This window comes from Halomonas sp. 11-S5 (genome assembly GCF_029889825.1).
In the GTDB taxonomy this organism is placed as follows: Bacteria; Pseudomonadota; Gammaproteobacteria; order Pseudomonadales; family Halomonadaceae; genus Halomonas.
In genome coordinates, this window is the sequence record NZ_JARANW010000013.1 from 22,711 (window position 1) to 38,698 (window position 15,988).

The 15,988-nt window shown below is 68.1% G+C and carries 19 protein-coding genes; 8 read left to right on the top strand and 11 right to left on the bottom strand.

Going from position 1 to position 15,988, the window contains the following annotated elements; genetic code table 11:
- Window positions 1–13: 13 nt before the first annotated feature.
- Window positions 14–322 (bottom strand): hypothetical protein, encoded by a 309-nt coding sequence (locus tag OP497_RS10540; protein WP_280548180.1) that lies wholly within the window; start codon window positions 320–322, stop codon window positions 14–16.
- Between the two features lie 49 nt (window positions 323–371).
- Window positions 372–665: a succinate dehydrogenase assembly factor 2 gene (locus tag OP497_RS10545; RefSeq protein WP_280548181.1), complete on the bottom strand. Its 294-nt coding sequence runs from the start codon at window positions 663–665 to the stop codon at window positions 372–374.
- A 201-nt stretch (window positions 666–866) separates the two neighbouring features.
- Here OP497_RS10545 and OP497_RS10550 point away from each other — a divergent pair, with 201 nt between their 5' ends.
- From OP497_RS10550 to lapB, 3 genes are read left to right on the top strand one after another with little or no spacing between them, the layout of a single operon-like run.
- A complete protein-coding gene (locus OP497_RS10550) occupies window positions 867–1,163 on the top strand; it encodes an integration host factor subunit beta (protein WP_040187190.1) in 297 nt (98 codons plus the stop codon).
- Window positions 1,164–1,213: 50 nt separating this feature from the next.
- Window positions 1,214–1,519 (top strand): LapA family protein, encoded by a 306-nt coding sequence (locus OP497_RS10555; protein ID WP_280548182.1) that lies wholly within the window; start codon window positions 1,214–1,216, stop codon window positions 1,517–1,519.
- Between the two features lies 1 nt (window position 1,520).
- Window positions 1,521–2,705 (top strand): lipopolysaccharide assembly protein LapB, encoded by a 1,185-nt coding sequence (gene lapB / locus OP497_RS10560; protein WP_280548183.1) that lies wholly within the window; start codon window positions 1,521–1,523, stop codon window positions 2,703–2,705.
- Between the two features lie 6 nt (window positions 2,706–2,711).
- Here lapB and pyrF read toward each other — a convergent pair whose 3' ends face one another.
- Window positions 2,712–3,413, bottom strand: coding sequence for an orotidine-5'-phosphate decarboxylase (gene pyrF / locus OP497_RS10565; protein ID WP_280548184.1), 702 nt, complete (start codon window positions 3,411–3,413; stop codon window positions 2,712–2,714).
- 214 nt (window positions 3,414–3,627) lie between these two features.
- Between pyrF and OP497_RS10570 the strand changes: the two genes are divergently transcribed.
- Complete coding sequence (locus OP497_RS10570) at window positions 3,628–3,918, top strand: ComEA family DNA-binding protein (RefSeq protein ID WP_280548185.1); 291 nt, start codon at window positions 3,628–3,630, stop codon at window positions 3,916–3,918.
- Window positions 3,919–3,992: 74 nt separating this feature from the next.
- Here the strand turns inward: OP497_RS10570 and OP497_RS10575 are convergent, their stop codons facing one another.
- Window positions 3,993–4,754, bottom strand: a complete 762-nt coding sequence (locus OP497_RS10575) for an SDR family oxidoreductase (protein ID WP_280548186.1) — start codon at window positions 4,752–4,754, stop codon at window positions 3,993–3,995.
- A 216-nt stretch (window positions 4,755–4,970) separates the two neighbouring features.
- Between OP497_RS10575 and OP497_RS10580 the strand changes: the two genes are divergently transcribed.
- The 4 genes from OP497_RS10580 to OP497_RS10595 all read left to right on the top strand — a co-directional run bounded on the left by OP497_RS10580 (window position 4,971) and on the right by OP497_RS10595 (window position 8,682).
- Window positions 4,971–5,510: an FxsA family protein gene (locus OP497_RS10580; RefSeq protein ID WP_280548187.1), complete on the top strand. Its 540-nt coding sequence runs from the start codon at window positions 4,971–4,973 to the stop codon at window positions 5,508–5,510.
- A gap of 211 nt (window positions 5,511–5,721) precedes the next feature.
- Window positions 5,722–6,015: a co-chaperone GroES gene (locus tag OP497_RS10585; RefSeq protein ID WP_280548188.1), complete on the top strand. Its 294-nt coding sequence runs from the start codon at window positions 5,722–5,724 to the stop codon at window positions 6,013–6,015.
- 63 nt (window positions 6,016–6,078) lie between these two features.
- Window positions 6,079–7,722: a chaperonin GroEL gene (groL, locus tag OP497_RS10590; RefSeq protein WP_280548189.1), complete on the top strand. Its 1,644-nt coding sequence runs from the start codon at window positions 6,079–6,081 to the stop codon at window positions 7,720–7,722.
- A 225-nt stretch (window positions 7,723–7,947) separates the two neighbouring features.
- Window positions 7,948–8,682 (top strand): RNA methyltransferase, encoded by a 735-nt coding sequence (locus tag OP497_RS10595; protein ID WP_280548190.1) that lies wholly within the window; start codon window positions 7,948–7,950, stop codon window positions 8,680–8,682.
- Between the two features lie 60 nt (window positions 8,683–8,742).
- On the opposite strand, the gene OP497_RS10600 is transcribed toward OP497_RS10595, so the two are convergent.
- From OP497_RS10600 to OP497_RS10630, 7 genes are all read right to left on the bottom strand, one after another.
- A complete protein-coding gene (locus OP497_RS10600) occupies window positions 8,743–10,092 on the bottom strand; it encodes a Na+/H+ antiporter family protein (protein ID WP_280548191.1) in 1,350 nt (449 codons plus the stop codon).
- Between the two features lie 287 nt (window positions 10,093–10,379).
- Window positions 10,380–11,399 (bottom strand): DUF4105 domain-containing protein, encoded by a 1,020-nt coding sequence (locus OP497_RS10605; protein ID WP_280548192.1) that lies wholly within the window; start codon window positions 11,397–11,399, stop codon window positions 10,380–10,382.
- 82 nt (window positions 11,400–11,481) lie between these two features.
- On the bottom strand, window positions 11,482–12,450 hold the full coding sequence (locus tag OP497_RS10610) for a branched-chain amino acid transaminase (protein ID WP_280548193.1): 969 nt from the start codon (window positions 12,448–12,450) through the stop codon (window positions 11,482–11,484).
- 45 nt (window positions 12,451–12,495) lie between these two features.
- Entirely contained in the window at window positions 12,496–13,626 is a 1,131-nt protein-coding gene (locus OP497_RS10615) for a class II histone deacetylase (protein WP_280548194.1), read from the bottom strand.
- The gene (locus OP497_RS10620; protein ID WP_280548195.1) at window positions 13,623–14,564 is read right to left on the bottom strand and encodes an ornithine cyclodeaminase family protein; all 942 of its coding nucleotides are present in this window, start codon (window positions 14,562–14,564) and stop codon (window positions 13,623–13,625) included. The genes OP497_RS10615 and OP497_RS10620 overlap by 4 nt, the downstream gene beginning before the upstream one ends.
- A gap of 1 nt (window position 14,565) precedes the next feature.
- Complete coding sequence (locus OP497_RS10625; RefSeq protein ID WP_280548196.1) at window positions 14,566–14,922, bottom strand: RidA family protein; 357 nt, start codon at window positions 14,920–14,922, stop codon at window positions 14,566–14,568.
- A gap of 26 nt (window positions 14,923–14,948) precedes the next feature.
- Window positions 14,949–15,983 carry a histone deacetylase family protein gene (locus tag OP497_RS10630; protein ID WP_280548197.1) on the bottom strand — a complete coding sequence of 345 codons (1,035 nt, stop codon included), beginning with the start codon at window positions 15,981–15,983 and terminating at the stop codon, window positions 14,949–14,951.
- Window positions 15,984–15,988: the final 5 nt, after the last annotated feature.

Genomic DNA, 15,988 nt, shown 5'->3' on the forward strand with positions numbered 1-15,988 from the left:
GTGGTCGGGGCCTTCAGGGCAGCGGCAGCAACTCCCGGCGCAGGCGACGCAGCGACTCGGTGTCGCTGCTGTCGGGCCACAGCCACAGGCGCCGCCCCTCGACCCTGAGCCCGATCAGCCAGGGACCGAGGTAGTCGCAGCGCAGGCTCACCGGGCGCCAGGCCCGGGCGGCGCTGTCGCGCCAGGACCAGTCCACGCCACCCGCCGCCTTCGGCGTGCCACGCAGCTCGCCACGCGGGCGCTGCCTGGCCAGCGTGACCAGCACCCCACCCAGCGCCACCGCCGCGAGCCCACCGGCCCAAGACGGTGCTACCGTTGCCACCAGACCGGCAACCGCCGCAGCCGAGAGCCCATGCGCGGCTAGCGACAGCCTAGAGGTTGCGATAGCGATCGTTGTCGGTGGTCTCGGCATGCTCGACGATCAATTTGACGATGCGCCGCCGCGCCGGGTCCACGGGCCACTCGCGGCGCATCAGCCAGGCGAACAGGTCCTGATCCTCCTCCTCGATCAGTGACCGGAAGGCCGCCTGGTCCGCCTCGTCCAGATCGCCATAGCACTGCTCGAGGAAGGGAATCAGCAGCAGGTCCAGTTCCCACATGCCGCGACGCGAGTGCCAGTAGAGGCGCTTGCGCAGTGTCGCTTCCGGTGACGAATCGTCGTTCAAGATCGGCCTCGTTGAGTCGGATGAGTGTCGCGCCAGTATACCCGAGCCCCGCCCCGCCGGCAGCCCGCCGGCCCTTCACTCCCTGCCAACGCGAGAAAAGGTCGTAGTGCGTTGTTTTATCGAGACTTGCACAGTATGCTTTGGAAAAACAACAACGCCGGGATCGCGTCGACCCAGGCAGGACCGCATGGAGTAGAGCCAATGACCAAGTCCGAACTGATCGAACAGATCGCCATGCGACAGCCGGAGCTGTCGGTCAAGGAGGTCGAGGCGGCGGTACGCCTGATCCTCGACGACATCACCGACACCCTGGCCGAGGGGGGACGCGTGGAGATCCGCGGCTTCGGCAGCTTCTCGCTGCACTATCGGGAGCCCCGGGTGGGTCGCAACCCCAAGACGGGGGAACCTGTCGCACTCGACGGCAAGTTCGTGCCACACTTCAAGCCCGGCAAGGAGCTGCGCGAACAGGTGGATGCCAGCCGCGCGCTCGGCTACTAAGCGGCGCCCCGCGACGCCGTCTCTCCTTCAACCGACATGGGAACAAGCACATGCGTTGGCTAAAAGGCCTGATCCTGGCCATCATCCTGCTGGCGGTGCTGCTGATCGGCATCCTCTTTGCCGTCAACAACCAGCAGGCCCTGCCCCTCAACCTGATCTGGATCGAGCTGCCTGCCGTCTCGCTCTCCGTCTGGCTGCTGGCCTCGCTGGCCATGGGCGTGCTGCTGGGCATGCTCGCCATGAGCGGCGTCTACCTGCGCCTGCGCACCCTGCTGACCCGCGCCCAACGGCACAACCAGCAGCAGCGCAAGGAGCTCGACCGCCTGCGCGTCCAGGAGATGAAGGAACTCCCCTAGAATGCCCGATGTTTTCCTGCTGGCCCTGCTGGTGGTGGCCGTCGCCATCGGCTGGTGGCTGGGCCGCCGGGAGCGCCAGGGCACCGGCAGGACATCACAGCCGCCGGCGCTGGCACGGGACTACTTCGTCGGCCTCAACTACCTGCTCAATGATCAGCAGGACCGGGCCATCGAGACCTTCATCGGCGCGCTGGAAGTCAACAGCGACACCATCGAGACCCACCTGGCGCTGGGCAACCTCTTCCGCACCCGGGGCGAGGCCGACCGTGCGCTGAAGATCCACCAGAACCTGCTCGCCCGGCCGACACTGACCGCCGGGCAGAGCGACAGGGTCCAGCTCGAGCTCTCCCGCGACTTCCTCGCCCTGGGACTGCTCGACCGCGCCGAGCGCCTGCTGCAGGGCCTGGTGCGCGACAGCCAGGATGACGAGCTGCGCGATGCGGCCAGGCGGCTGCTGGTCGACCTGCTGGAACGGGAGGGCGAATGGCAGGCCGCGCTGGATATCGCCCTGCCCAGGCTGGTCCGCCAGCACGACGACATCCGCCGCGCGGCGGCGCACTGGCTCTGCGAGCTGGCCGAACAGGAGCGTCATTCGGCCAGCCCCGCGCTGGCCAGGCGCCACCTGCGCCAGGCACTGGCCACCGATCCGCAATGCGTGCGCGCCAACCTGCTGCTGGCCGCCATGGAGCACGATACCGGGCAGTACAAGGCCTCCATCCGGCTGCTCAGGCGGATTCCCGACCAGGACCCCGCCTTCACCCCCACCATCCTCGAGCCCCTGGCCCGCGCCTACCAGCTGCTGGATGACGAGGAGGGCCTGATCCGCTGCCTGCAGGAGCTTCTCGAGCAGGCACCCTGCACCAGCGTGATCATCCGCCTGGCCGAGACGTTGCGCCACCATCACGGCGATGACCGGGATGCCCTGGTGCTGGTCACCGAGCAGCTCGACCATGCCCCGAGCCTGGGCGCAATGCACTACCTGCTAACCCTCTACCGGCACAACGACAGCGGCGAGGAGGACGAGCGCCTCGCGCTGCTGCAGCGCCACACCCAGACCCTGGTCCAGGCCATGCCCCGGCACCGCTGCCGTCGCTGCGGCTTCTCTGGTGAACGGCTGCATTGGCAGTGCCCCCGCTGTCGCAACTGGGGCACCACCAAGCCAATCACCGGCATCGAGAGCCAGTAGCCGCGCTCAGCCGCCGGAAAGCTCGCTCTCGATGGCGGCCAGGGCGGCCATTGGCTCCTCCGCCTGGGTCACCGGGCGTCCCACCACCAGGTGGGTACTGCCGGCCGCCATGGCATCGGCCGGGGTCATGATGCGACGCTGGTCATCCGCTACGGCGAAGCTCGGCCGGATGCCCGGGGTCACCTTGAGAAAGTCGCGGCCGCAAAGCTCATGCAGGCGCGACGCCTCCCGTGCCGAGCAGACCACCCCGTCCATGCCGCTTTCTCGGGCCAGCACGGCCAGGCGCTCGACCTGGTCGGCAGGCGACGCCTCGATGCCCACCTCCGCCAGGTCGGCGGCCTCCATGCTGGTCAGTACCGTCACCGCGATCAGCCGGGTCGCCAGCCCTTGACGGTCCAGGCGCTCGCGGGCCGCCTCCATCATCCGTCGGCCACCGCCGGCATGGACATTGACCATCCATACGCCCTGCTCGGCGGCGGCCTGGATCGCCCCGGCCACGGTGTGGGGAATGTCGTGGAACTTGAGATCCAGGAACACCTCGAAGCCGCGGCCGTGCAGGGCATCGAGCACCTCGGGCCCGCTGCGGGTGAAGAGCTCCTTACCCACCTTGAGCCGGCACCGCGCCGGATCGAGGCGATCGGCCATGCACAGGGCGGCATCCAGGGAGGCATAGTCGAGAGCGATGATCAGGGGCGAAGCGGTGGGCACAGGCAGACTCCTGGCGGGACGGGTGATCGGCCCAGTATATCAGCCATGGCCTACGGCGCATGTCCGCAAAGTCGCCGAGGCGCCTTCGGCAATCGCTGACATGAAATGACCGCATTCGATGACACGAACTCTGCCACGAACCCACTAGCTTGAAAGGGGCAGGCCGGCGCTCCGCGGTGTCGGCCGCGATTACCCAGGAACAAGGAGAGTGATCATGAACACCGCCATCAAGCGACGCCTGACCGGCCTGCTGCTAGTCATGCTGCTGAGCCTCGCCACCTTCACTGCCGGCCAGGCCCTGGCCCAGGAGATGGAACCGATCAACGTCAACAGTGCCGGCGCCGAGCTGCTCGCCGAGTTGCCCGGCATCGGGGAGACGCGCGCAACCGCGATCGTCGAGGACCGGGAAGCGAACGGCCCCTACGCGAGCGCCGAGGAGATGACGCGGGTCAGCGGCATCGGCGAGGCAACCGTGGAGGGGCTCGCCGACCAGGTGACCTTCTGACCAGACCTGCGTCTGTTGGCGCCGACGACGCCGGCCGCACGGCCGGCGTCACCCTCTCAACCTAAAATGGTCGGCTAGAGCCGCAAGCCACCGTCACACTCGACCACGCGACCGGTGAAGTAGTCGTTGGTCATGATGAAGGCCACGCTCTCGGCGATGTCCTCGGGCTGGCCGAGCCGTCCGAGGGGCACCCCTGCCGTCAGCTTGTCGAGCATGTCCTCGCGCATTGCCGTGGTCATGTCCGTCTCGATGAAGCCCGGCGCCACCGCCCCGACGCGAATGCCGTAGCGTGCCAGTTCCGATGCCCAGGTCGTGGTCAGCGCCACCACCCCGGCCTTGGCCGCGGCATAGTTGCTCTGGCCCATGTTGCCGGCCCGCGAGATGCTCGAGATATTGACGATGACGCCGCGGTGGCCCGCCTCGATCATCTGTACCGATGCCTCGCGCCCGCACAGGAAGACGCCCGTCAGGTTGACGTCGATCACCTGCTGCCACTGCTCCAGCGGCAGGGTCTTCTCCACCTTACCATCCCGGGCCTTGACGAGCAGGCCGTCGCGGACGATGCCTGCGTTGTTGACCAGGCCGTGGATCGGACCCAGCGATGGCGCGATGTCACGGAACGCCTGTGTCACCGACGCCTCGTCGGCCACGTCGACCACAAAGCCGCGGGCCTCGATCCCGTCGGCGTGCAGGGCGGAGACGGCATGGTCCAGGGCATCGCCGTCCATGTCCATCAGGGCGAGCCTCGCCCCCTGACCACCGAGCCGCCGAGCCATGGCCAGGCCGAGACCGCGGGCGCCGCCGGTGATGGCGATAACGGTATTGTCGAGTTTCATGGGCGCTTCTCCAAGGGATGGGAAATCGCGTTGTCGGCGCGCTTGCCGGGCAATCGCCGGCTCGGGGACCGGCAGTTGACCCTTATTATGATGCGCTGCACCATTACCATAGCGAATCATGGAAAGATATTCCATCACTCCCGCGCCCCACGGCGATGGCTTGAATTCCCCTGCCCCGCCCCCATCACCTGCGCAACGGTCATACGCGGAGTCATCATGCCCTTTCTCGTCATCTTCACCCTCTTCGCCCTGCTCGACTTCGTCATCCTGTTCTCGGTCGGCAGCCAGATCGGGCTGCTGAGCACCTTGCTGCTGGTCCTCGCCACCGGTTTCATCGGCCTGCACATGATCCGCCGAGAAGGCGTGGCCACCTTCGCCCGTGCCCAGGAGCGCATGGCCCAGGGGGAGATTCCCTCGGGCGAGCTTATGACCGGGGCAGCACTGATCTTCGGTGGAGCGCTGCTGATGGCACCCGGCTTCCTGTCCGACGCGCTGGGCTTCATGTGCTTGATCCCCAATGCGCGGCGTCTGCTGGCCAGGCTGCTGGGCTGGGTGGGCGTACGCATGAAGGACCTGCACCTGCATGCCCGGACCTACCGCCCACGCCAGGGCACCGATGCCGACTGGCAGCAGGCCGGCCCGCGCCGGGAATCCCGCGAGGAGCGGGGCGCTGACGAGCAGAACGAAGAGCCGCACGGCGACCGACCGGACGCGCCCCTGGAAGGCGAGTTCATCTCGCGTGACGACTCGCGGTGAGCGGGGCGCAAAAAATTTTCACGCGGGGCCTTGAAAGCCCAATGCCGAGCCCCACTTAACCGACAGCATCAGGATTCGGCACGGGGGTAACCCCCGAGCCATCGACAAGGAAGGCGAACCCCGCCTTCACCCCGCAGCATGATGGCGGGTCGATGATGAAAACCGCCCGGGCAATGCTCGGGCACAGCAAACCATCAGGAGAACGTGAGCAATGAACATCCGTCCCTTGCACGATCGCGTCGTGATCCGTCGCGTTGAAGAAGAACAGAAGACCGCTGGCGGCATCGTGCTTCCGGGAAACGCCCAGGAAAAGCCGACGCGTGGCGAAGTCCTGGCCGTCGGTAACGGCCGGATCCTCGATAACGGCGACGTCCGCCCGCTCGACGTCAAGGTCAGTGACACCGTGATCTTCAAGGATGGCTTCGGCGTCGAGAAGCAGAAGATCGACGGCGAGGAAGTACTGATCATGAGCGAGTCCGACATCCTGGCCGTCGTCGAAGGCTGACCCCGGACACGACCCGCAACTGCTCGATACTGACGTTCACGAACTCACAGGAAGCATACGAAAATGGCAGCAAAACAAGTCAAGTTCTCCGATGATGCACGCAAGCGCATGGCACGCGGCGTCGACCTCCTGGCCAACTCCGTCAAGGTCACCCTGGGGCCGAAGGGCCGCAACGTGGTGCTGGAGAAGTCCTTCGGTGCACCGACCGTGACCAAGGATGGCGTCTCCGTGGCCAAGGAGATCGAGCTCAAGGACAGGTTCGAGAACATGGGCGCCCAGATGGTCAAGGAAGTCGCTTCCAAGACCTCCGATGTGGCCGGCGACGGTACCACCACTGCCACCGTGCTGGCGCAGACCATCGTCACTGAGGGCATGAAGGCGGTGACCGCGGGCATGAACCCGATGGACCTCAAGCGCGGCATCGACCAGGCCGTGGCCGCCGCCGTCGAGGGCGTCCAGGAGCTGTCCGTGCCCTGCACCGACTCCAAGGCCATCGCCCAGGTCGGCACCATCTCCGCCAACGGCGACAAGCGCATCGGCGAGATCATCGCCGACGCCATGGAGAAGGTCGGCAAGGAAGGCGTGATCACCGTCGACGAGGGTCGTGGCTTCGAGGACGAGCTGGATGTCGTCGAGGGCATGCAGTTCGACCGTGGCTACCTGTCGCCCTACTTCGTCACCAACCAGGACACCATGGCGGTCGAGCTGGAAGACCCCTACATCCTGCTGGTCGACAAGAAGATCTCCAACATCCGCGAGCTGCTGCCGACGTTGGAAGCCGTGGCCAAGGCGGGCAAGCCGCTGGTGATCATCGCCGAGGACATCGAGGGCGAGGCGCTGGCTACCCTGGTGGTCAACACCATGCGTGGCATCGTCAAGGTCGCGGCCGCCAAGGCGCCGGGCTTCGGTGACCGTCGCAAGGCCATGCTGCAGGACATCGCCATCCTCACTGGCGGTACCGTGATCTCCGAGGAGGTCGGCCTGACCCTCGAGCAGGCGACCCTGGACCACCTGGGCACCGCCAAGCGCGTGACCATGTCCAAGGAGAACACCACCCTCATCGATGGCGCCGGCCAGGACGGTGACATCGAGGCGCGCGTCGGCCAGATCCGCGCGCAGATCGAGGAGACCTCCTCCGACTACGATCGCGAGAAGCTCCAGGAGCGCGTCGCCAAGCTCGCCGGCGGTGTCGCCGTCATCCGTGTCGGTGCCGCCACCGAGATCGAGATGAAGGAGAAGAAGGCCCGCGTCGAGGACGCCCTGCACTCCACGCGCGCCGCCGTCGAGGAAGGCGTGGTGCCCGGGGGCGGCACGGCCCTGGTGCGCGTGCTGACCAAGCTGGCCGGCCTCAAGGGTGACAACGAGGACCAGAACCACGGCATCGCCCTGGCGTTGCGCGCCATGGAAACCCCACTGCGCCAGATCGTCACCAACGCCGGTCAGGAAGCCTCCGTCATCCTCAACAAGGTGAAGGAAGGTGAAGGCAACTACGGCTACAACGCCCAGACCGGCGAGTTCGGCGACATGTTCGAGATGGGCGTGCTGGACCCGGCCAAGGTGACCCGCTCTGCCCTGCAGTCCGCTGGTTCCGTTGCCGGCCTCATGATCACCACCGAGGCCATGATCGCCGACGACCCGGACGAGAAGGAAGCCGCGCCGGACATGGGCGGCATGGGTGGTATGGGTGGTATGGGCGGCATGATGTAAACCAGCCCCCTGCCCCAGGCACTGCCTGATCGAGACCCCCGCCGGGAGACCGGCGGGGGTCTCTTTAGCTATAAGCCATAAGCCTTAAGCTGGAAGACAATCTTGACCGGACCACGACTCGGGCGAATGACTCGAGCCCGAGGGGTTCTTACAGCTTATAGCTTACGGCTTACAGCTTTCCGCCCAATCAGTACACTACGCGCTCATCTCGCATAGAGCCGACTCATGCTGTCCAATATCCGCATCGTCCTCGTCCAGACCTACCATCCCGGCAACATCGGCGCCTCGGCCCGGGCCATGAAGACCATGGGCCTGACCGACCTGGTGCTGGTCAACCCCCGGCAGTTCCCCGACCCCGAGGCCTCGCGCCTGGCCGCGGGGGCCGAGGACCTGGTGGAGGGGGCTCGAGTGGTCGGCTCGCTGACGGAGGCGGTAAGCGACTGCGTCCAGGTCGTCGGGGCCAGCGCGCGGCTGCGCAGCCTGCCGCTGCCCCACTTCGACGAGCCCGACGAGATGGCCCGGGCACTGGTGGCGCAGGCCAGCCAGGATCCGGTGGCGCTGGTCTTCGGCCGCGAGCGCTTCGGCCTGACCAACGACGAGATCCGCTGCTGCAGCCACCAGGTCAGCATCCCCGCCAATCCCGACTACGGCATCCTCAACCTCTCCCAGGCGGTACAGGTCCTGGCCCACGAGCTGTTCACCGCCTGGCGGCGCCGCCCCGACAGCGGCTACTGCCCTTCGCGGCCGGCGCAGGAGCGCCAGCCCTCACGCGAGCAGCTCGGCCATTTCCAGACGCACCTCTCGCGGGTGATGCAGCACAGCGGGTTCATCACCCAGCCCCATGCCCGCACCGAGGATCAGCTCGAGGCCCTGTTCGCCCGGGCCCGGCCGAATCGCAAGGAACTCTCGCTGCTGCGCGGCCTGCTCGCCTCCCTGGAAAGTCACCTGCCCAATGCGTGACGGGCAGAAACGACGACGGCGGCCTCCGGGCCGCCGTCGTCGTTCTCGCAGGGAGCGCGATCAGAGGGTCATCGCCGCCAGCCAGCCGAAGGCGATCAGCGGGATGTTGTAGTGCAGGAAGGTCGGCACCACGCTGTCCCAGATGTGGTCGTGCTGGCGGTCGACGTTGAGGCCCGAGGTCGGCCCCAGGGTGGAGTCCGAGGCGGGCGAGCCGGCGTCACCCAGCGCCGCGGCAGTCCCCACCAGCGCCACCGTGGCCAGCGGCGAGAAGCCGAACTGCACCGCCAGGGGCACGAAGATCGCCGCGATGATGGGGATGGTGGAGAACGACGAGCCGATGCCCAGAGTGATGAACAGCCCCACCAGCAGCATCAGCAGTGCCGCCAGGCCGCGGTTGTCGCCAATCACCTCGACGCTTGCGGCCACCAGAGTCTCGATCTGCCCGGTGGCGGTCATCACCGCGGCGAAGCCCGAGGCCGAGATCATGATGAAGCCGATCAGCGCCATCATGCGCATACCGCTGGTGAAGAGGTCGTCGGCTTCGCGCCATTTGAAGATGCCACCCACCGACAGCAGCGCGAAGCCCACCAGGCCGCCGAGGATCATCGAGCCGGTATACAGCTGGATGCCCAGCGCGGCGGCGATCGCCACCAGCGACATCACCAGCCCCAGGGCGTGCGGCTCGTGGGTTTCCGGGTGGTGGTGCGGCACGTTGCTGGTGGCCACGTCCAGCGCCTGGTAATCCCGTGGCCGACGGTAGCTGATGAACACCGCCACCAGCAGGCCCAGCGCCATGCCGGCCACCGGCACGCCCATGGCCAGGGGCACCATGCCGCGGCTGATCTCCAGCCCCAGGGATTCGCCGGCCTGGTTGATGTTGGCCAGCAGGATGTCATTGAGGAAGATCGCCCCGAAGCCCACCGGCAGCAGCATGTAGGGGGCGGTCAGGCCGAAGGTCAGGGCACAGGCCACGGCCCGGCGATCCAGGCGCAGCTGGTTCATCACCTTGAGCAGCGGCGGGATGAGGATCGGGATGAAGGCGATGTGCACCGGAATCAGGTTCTGGGAGGAGATCGAGACCAGCAGCACCGCGCCGAGCAGCAGATACTTCACGGTGGCCTGGCGACTCGCCGAGGCCTCCTGGCCGAGCAGCCGGATCAGCCGGTGCGCCAGCAGGTCCGGCAGCCCGGAGCGCGAGATCGCCACCGCGAAGGCCCCGAGGGTGGCGTAGGCCAGCGCGACCTTGGCGCCCCCGCCCACGCCGTCGTTGAAGGCCGCCAGGGTCGCCTCGATGGAGAGCCCGCCGACCAGCCCCCCGACCAGCGCACCGACCACCAGCGCAAAGACCACCGAGACCCGTGCCAGCGACAGGCCCACCATCACCAGCACCGCAATGATTACTGCATTCATGACAGCTTTCCCGAAAAAAGAGTTGGATTGAGACGAAACGGCGCAGGATTCTACCAGAAGGCGGCCTGGCCTGCCGGCGCGCCGCGTCCGGGATGTCATGCAACCGTCACCCGGCCATCACACCGCTGTCACGGGGATCAGCGATAACGTGGGAGACAGGCAAGGGACACTGCCGGGCACGTCGCCAGGGACGCGTGGGGGCTTGGAGGCCCCCCAGGGAGAAAGGCATCGGGACGATGCCCAGGGAGGAGAGACATGCCGCCACGACGTCCGCGTCGTGGCGTTTTTCATGGGCGGCGGTCAGGCGACGTCCAGCCGGGAACCCCCTGGCGTATCCGGTGGGAGAAATCGGGGGCGTCATGGGCCTGCCTGGCGCGCTCGGTGATATCCCCCAGACGGCGCAGCTCGTGCAGGGTATAGCCGTCCACCAGGCCGCCATGGTCATGGATGTAGCCCGGCAGCAGGCCGCTGAGCAGCAGGCGATGGTCCAGCGGCAGTCCCTCGATGATCCGGCGCATCATGGCGAACATCAGGGTGGTGCAGTTGGCGGTGATGGTGTGGTAGAAGCGCGGCTCACGCTCCAGATCGTTGGCCGCCGCCACCAGGGCCAGCAGCAGGTCGCGACGGGCGTCGGGCGAGAGGGTGACATGGTAGAGGGTGACCCGCTCGCCCCGCACGTTGCTGCGCAGGCGTACCGCGTCGCGCTCGTCGGCCGCGATGATCGCCAGTTCGTACTGCTTGAAGAAGCCGCCGATCTCCGAGAAGCGCTCGTGACGCTCGCGCCGCACCTCCACCGAGAAGGCCACGAAGTCCTCCTCGGCCGCCCCCTCACCGGAAAAGCCGAAGGAGACCAGCACGTGGGCGATACCCGGCCGGCCCCAACTCGAGACGAACAGGTCCACCGAGACCAGCCGACGCAGGTCGTAGACGCGCTGCTCCCAGCCCCCGCGGGCATCGTCCGGGGTCTGCCAGTCGAAATGGCGTACCCGGTGCAGGGTCAGCCGCTGCCCCTCGACGTCCCCCGTCGCCAGGTAGGCGACATCCTCGGCCCACACCAGGTCCTTCGCCGGGGTCAGGCGCCGCCACCAGGCCAGCAGCGCCGTCATCTGCACCGCCATGGCGGCAAGCGGCCCCAGCCGTGGGCCCTGCCAGGCCAGCCATAGCCAGACACCCCCCGCCAGCAGCCAGAGCCCCACCACCAGCCACCGCGCGTGCCGTGGGAGCGCCAGGCGATGGCCCAGGGCCAGCGCCCCCCAGAGGGTCGCGAGCAGCAGCGCCAGGCACAGGATGTCATCCAGCAGGGCCATGATCATCGTCGTCCTTGCGAGCGGGATAGCGCGAGGCTACCACGACCGACAGGGCCGGATGCCAACCTGGGCGGCCGGCGCCTCAGACGCCGGTCAGCCAGCCAGCGAAGCCCTGCAGGTCATCACCGAGCTCGCCCCGGGTGACCCGGTGGTAGAGCCGCTGCAGCCGGGCGGTCAGCGACGCCTCGGTGATCGGCCGATCCGGCGGCGGGGCCCCGGCCCGGGCGCCGATATGCCGACCATCGAGCTCGCGCAACGGCAACAACTCGGCCGCGGTGCCGGTGACGAAGGCCTCGTCGGCGATGTAGAGCTCGTCGCGGGTGATGCGCCGCTCGCGCACCTCGATACCCAACACCTCACGCGCCAGGCGGATCACGCTGTCGCGGGTAATGCCCTGCAGGCAGGAGGTCACCTCCGGGGTATGCAGCACGCCGTCGCGCAGCAGGAAGACATTGGCTGCCGAAGCCTCGGCGACATAGCCTTCCGGATCGAGCATGATCGTCTCATCGAAACCCGCCTTCACGGCGGTGTTGAGCGCCAGCATCGAGTTGACATAGTGGCCGTTGGTCTTGGACCGACAGAGGCTGATATTGACATGGTGGCGCGCCCAGGAGGAGGTCAGCGCCCGCAGGCCGATCGATGCCGCTTCCGGCGAGATGTAGTCGCCCAGGTCCCAGGCGGCGATCATCACGTGCACGGTCAGCCCCCTGGCGCGCAGCCCCAGGCCCTCGGCACCGAGGTAGACCGTTGGCTTGAGATAGGCGTTGGCCAGGCCGTTGCGCTCCAGGCACTGACGTTGGGCCTGGATCAGCGCCTCGTCATCGAAAGATAACGGTATATCCAGGGCGTGGGCGCTATCCAGTAGCCGCCGGGTATGCTCCTCCACCCGGAACAGGTGCGTGCCACGCGGGCCAGCGTAGGCCCGCACGCCCTCGAAGCAGCCCATGCCGTAGTGCAGGGTATGGGTCAGCATATGCGTGCGGGCGTCGCGCCACGGCAGCCACTCGCCGTCATGCCAGAGCCAGCCGTCGCGATCATAGAGCGGTGTCATGGGCCTGGGTTCCTGTTGTGAAGAAATCGGTCATCGAAAACGGGCTCAGAGCCGGCCGGCCGCGGCCCAGGCCGCGCGCCAGCCGTCGATCAGCTCGCGTTGGTGGGGCTGCAGGGCCTGATAGGGCCAGGCGGCGATCTCCTCGTCCTGGGGGTCGGGCACCGTGATGTCGCTGTCGGCAAGGGCCTGGACGACCGCGTGGCCGCACAGCGGAACATAGCCTTCCGAATAACCGCCCTCGTGGACCATCACCAGCCGCCCCTGGCCGCTACGTTCGGCCAGCTCGCGGACCTGTCGGGTCATGCGCGCGAAGGCCGTACTGTTGAGCAGCATCTTGCCCAGCGGATCCTTGGCGCAGGCGTCATAGCCGCAGGCGACCACGATCAGCTCGGGCGCGAAGGCCTCGATCGCCGGCAGCACCAGCTCGGTCATGGCGTGATCGTAGGCCCCGAGGCCGCAGCCGGGCGGCAGCGGCAGGTTGAGGCAGGCGCCTTCGCCGACCCCCTCCCCCTGCTCCGCGAACGTGCCGGTGTCCAGCGGGTAGTTGCCCGCTTGGTGGATCGAGACCGTGAACACGTCGGGGTCTGCGTAGAACGCCGCCTGCTGGCCGTTGCCGTGGTGCACGTCCCAGTCGAGGATCGCCACGCGTCTCACCTGGCCCAGGGCACGCGCCCGCATCACGGCAACCGGGATGTTGCCGAGCAGACAGAAGCCCCGCCCGCGGTCGGCCTCGGCGTGGTGCCCGGGGGGACGACACAACGCATAGGCGCGCGCCAGCTCCCCGCTGGCCACGGCCTCCACCGCGGCGATGGCCAGCCCCGCCGACTGGCGAGCGGCGGCCAGGCTGCCGGGCGTGAAGGGGGCACAGTCGCCCCCGTCGCCGCCGGGGCCCCGATCGCCGGCCGCCAGCGCCGCCAGGTAGCGGGCAGAATGGAAGCGTTCGAGATCCTCGCGGTGGGCAGGCGGCGGCTTACGCACCGCCAGCTCGTCGATCAGGCCGGAGACCTCCAGCAGGTTCTTCAGCCGCCGCTTGCTCTCGGCGCTCTCCGAGGCCGGCTGCGGCTGCAGGAACTCGCCGGGGGCCGAGAAGACCCCGATGGCGCCCGGGTCGTGCCAGAAGCAGCGCTCATGCCAGAAGAAGCCTGCGGCCGGCGCTCCGGTGCGAGCCACCGTCATTCGCGGACCTCCTGGCGCTCCCAGACCTCGATGGCCGCGGCCAGGTCCTCCAGCGAAGCGCCCACCGACTTGAACAGCGTGATGGCATCGGCCGAGGAGCGTCCCGTCCGCTCGCCGCGCAGCAGCTCGGCGAGCTCGCCACGGATGGCGTCGAAGGCAAAGCGCCCCTCGTCGACGGCCTGCAGGATGTCGCCCGCCTCGCCCCGCGCCCCGGCATAGGTGTCGACGAACACCTCGCTGCGGGCCAGACACTCGGCGTCGGTCTCGCGCATGGTCGGCCGGAAGGCACCGATCAGGTCGAGGTGGGTGCCGGGCGCGAGCCAGTCACCGCGAATCAGCGGCTCACTGGAAAGCGTCACGCAGCTGATGATATCCGCCTCGCGGGTCGCCGCCTCGAGGTCAGTGACCGCGGCGCTGTCGAAGCGGTCGGCATAGTCGGCGGCCAGCCGCTCGGCCTTGGCGGGGTTGCGCCCCCAGACCCGCACCCGGGTGATGGGCCGTACCGCGGCATGCGCCTCGATCACCATGGGCGCCAGCTTGCCGGTGCCCACCACCAGCAGGGTCGCGGCATCGTCCCGGGCCAGTTCCCGGGCCGCCAGGGCCGAGGCCGCCGCGGTGCGCCGCCGGGTCAGTTCGCTGCCGTCGATGCAGGCCAGGGGACGCCCATGGGCACCCTCGCTGAGCAGATAGACGCCGGCAATGGCCGGGAGCCCATGGTCGGCGTTCTGCGGGAAGACGTTGACCATCTTCACGCCGATGTAGCCGGCCCGCTCCCAGGCCGGCATCAGCAGCATGGTGGCCTCGCCATCGGGGCGATGCATGGCGTGGTGATGTCGCGGCGGCGACTCCACCCCCTCGCGGAAGGTGGTGGCCAGCCGCTCGACCAGCGCCGGCCAGGCCAGCGAGGCCGACACCTGCTCGGCAGTGATGATGCGCATCTCAGGCCTCCGGCAGCGCCGCGGTGACCATGATCTCCACCTTCCACTCGGGCTTGGCGAGCTTGGCCTCGACCGCGGCGCGTACCGGCGGGCGCCCCGGGGCCACCCAGCCATCCCAGGCGGCATTCATCTGGTCGAACTCGGCCATGCTGGTGACCCAGATCTGGGCGGCGACCAGATGCTCCTTGGTGGTGCCGGCCTTGGCCAGCAGGTCATCGATGCGGGCCAACACCTGCTCGGTCTGGCCGCGCATGTCCGCAGAAGGGTCGGACGGCACCTGGCCGGCCAGGTAGACGGTGCCGTTGTGCACGGTGATCTGGCTCATGCGGGCGTTGCTGTCGTGATAGGTGACGGTCATGGTGTGGTCTCTCGTCGGGATGGCAGTCAGGCTGCGGTATAGCCGCCCAGGAAGGCGGCGAGGTTGTCGCCCAGGTGCTCGGTGGGGTACCCCCCCTCCTGCACCAGCACGGTGGGTAGTTCCAGGGCGGCGAGGCGCCGCCCCATGGCGGTGAAGTCGTCGGTCTCCAGCGCCAGCCCGGCCAGCGGGTCGTCCTTGTGGGCATCCAGCCCCAGCGCCACCACCAGGGCCTGGGGACGAAAGGCGACCAAGCGCTCGATCAAGTGCTCCAGGGTGGCCAGGAAGGTCGCGCCATCGCTGCCCAGGGGCAGCGGCAGGTTGACGTTGGCCCCCTGCCCGTCTCCTTCGCCGTGCTCATCGGCACCGCCCCAGAAGAAGGGATAGAAGTCGGCGGGGTCGGCATGCAGCGAGCCGGTCCAGACATCACCGCGTTGATAGAAGATGTCCTGGGTGCCATTGCCGTGGTGGAGGTCCACATCGAGGATCGCCACCCGCGCATGGCGTTCACGCAGCACCGTGGCGGCCAGTGCCGAGTTGTTGAGAAAACAGAAGCCCCCGGCTCGCTCAGGGCCGGCATGGTGACCCGGTGGCCGGCACAGCGCATAGGCCGAGGGGTCGCCGGTCAGCACGGCATCGGCGGCAGCCTCGGCGCTAGCGGCGCTGGCCAAGATGCCGATGAAGCTGTCGACGGTCATCGGGCAGGCCATGTCATGCATGTGCCAGCCCACCAGCCCCACAGGGTGCCGGGGATAGTGGTGCCCGCCCCCGCAGGGGTGGACATTGGGCGCCACGATCGCCGCAGCATCCGGCAGCGCCCGCCAGCGGGCATGGATGGTTTCGAGGAAGTCGAGATAGCGCGGGGCGTGGATCCTGGCCAGGCGCTCTCTCAGCCGCGCACTGTCGACCGCGGTGGGTAGGGTCATGGAGAGGCCCATGGACGCCAGCCCACGGGTCAGCAGCTCGGCCCGCAACGGCCCTTCCGGCGAGTCCACCGGCCGGCCACGCAGCAGGAAGGTCGGCGGCGCGTGGCGTTCCTGGTCGGGATGGTAGAAGAGCTTCATGAGGG

Bases quoted from the DNA above. Each gene is read 5' to 3' on its own strand.
- OP497_RS10595 (WP_280548190.1), top strand. From the start codon at position 7,948: ATGCTGTCCAATATCCGCATCGTCCTCGTCCAGACCTACCATCCCGGC.
- OP497_RS10630 (WP_280548197.1), bottom strand. From the start codon at position 15,983: ATGAAGCTCTTCTACCATCCCGACCAGGAACGCCACGCGCCGCCGACC.
- OP497_RS10555 (WP_280548182.1), top strand. From the start codon at position 1,214: ATGCGTTGGCTAAAAGGCCTGATCCTGGCCATCATCCTGCTGGCGGTG.
- OP497_RS10620 (WP_280548195.1), bottom strand. From the start codon at position 14,564: ATGCGCATCATCACTGCCGAGCAGGTGTCGGCCTCGCTGGCCTGGCCG.
- OP497_RS10615 (WP_280548194.1), bottom strand. From the start codon at position 13,626: ATGACGGTGGCTCGCACCGGAGCGCCGGCCGCAGGCTTCTTCTGGCAT.
- OP497_RS10600 (WP_280548191.1), bottom strand. From the start codon at position 10,092: ATGAATGCAGTAATCATTGCGGTGCTGGTGATGGTGGGCCTGTCGCTG.
- OP497_RS10580 (WP_280548187.1), top strand. From the start codon at position 4,971: ATGCCCTTTCTCGTCATCTTCACCCTCTTCGCCCTGCTCGACTTCGTC.
- lapB (WP_280548183.1), top strand. From the start codon at position 1,521: ATGCCCGATGTTTTCCTGCTGGCCCTGCTGGTGGTGGCCGTCGCCATC.
- groL (WP_280548189.1), top strand. From the start codon at position 6,079: ATGGCAGCAAAACAAGTCAAGTTCTCCGATGATGCACGCAAGCGCATG.
- OP497_RS10570 (WP_280548185.1), top strand. From the start codon at position 3,628: ATGAACACCGCCATCAAGCGACGCCTGACCGGCCTGCTGCTAGTCATG.
- OP497_RS10610 (WP_280548193.1), bottom strand. From the start codon at position 12,450: ATGACACCGCTCTATGATCGCGACGGCTGGCTCTGGCATGACGGCGAG.
- OP497_RS10585 (WP_280548188.1), top strand. From the start codon at position 5,722: ATGAACATCCGTCCCTTGCACGATCGCGTCGTGATCCGTCGCGTTGAA.
- OP497_RS10575 (WP_280548186.1), bottom strand. From the start codon at position 4,754: ATGAAACTCGACAATACCGTTATCGCCATCACCGGCGGCGCCCGCGGT.
- OP497_RS10605 (WP_280548192.1), bottom strand. From the start codon at position 11,399: ATGGCCCTGCTGGATGACATCCTGTGCCTGGCGCTGCTGCTCGCGACC.
- OP497_RS10625 (WP_280548196.1), bottom strand. From the start codon at position 14,922: ATGACCGTCACCTATCACGACAGCAACGCCCGCATGAGCCAGATCACC.
- OP497_RS10550 (WP_040187190.1), top strand. From the start codon at position 867: ATGACCAAGTCCGAACTGATCGAACAGATCGCCATGCGACAGCCGGAG.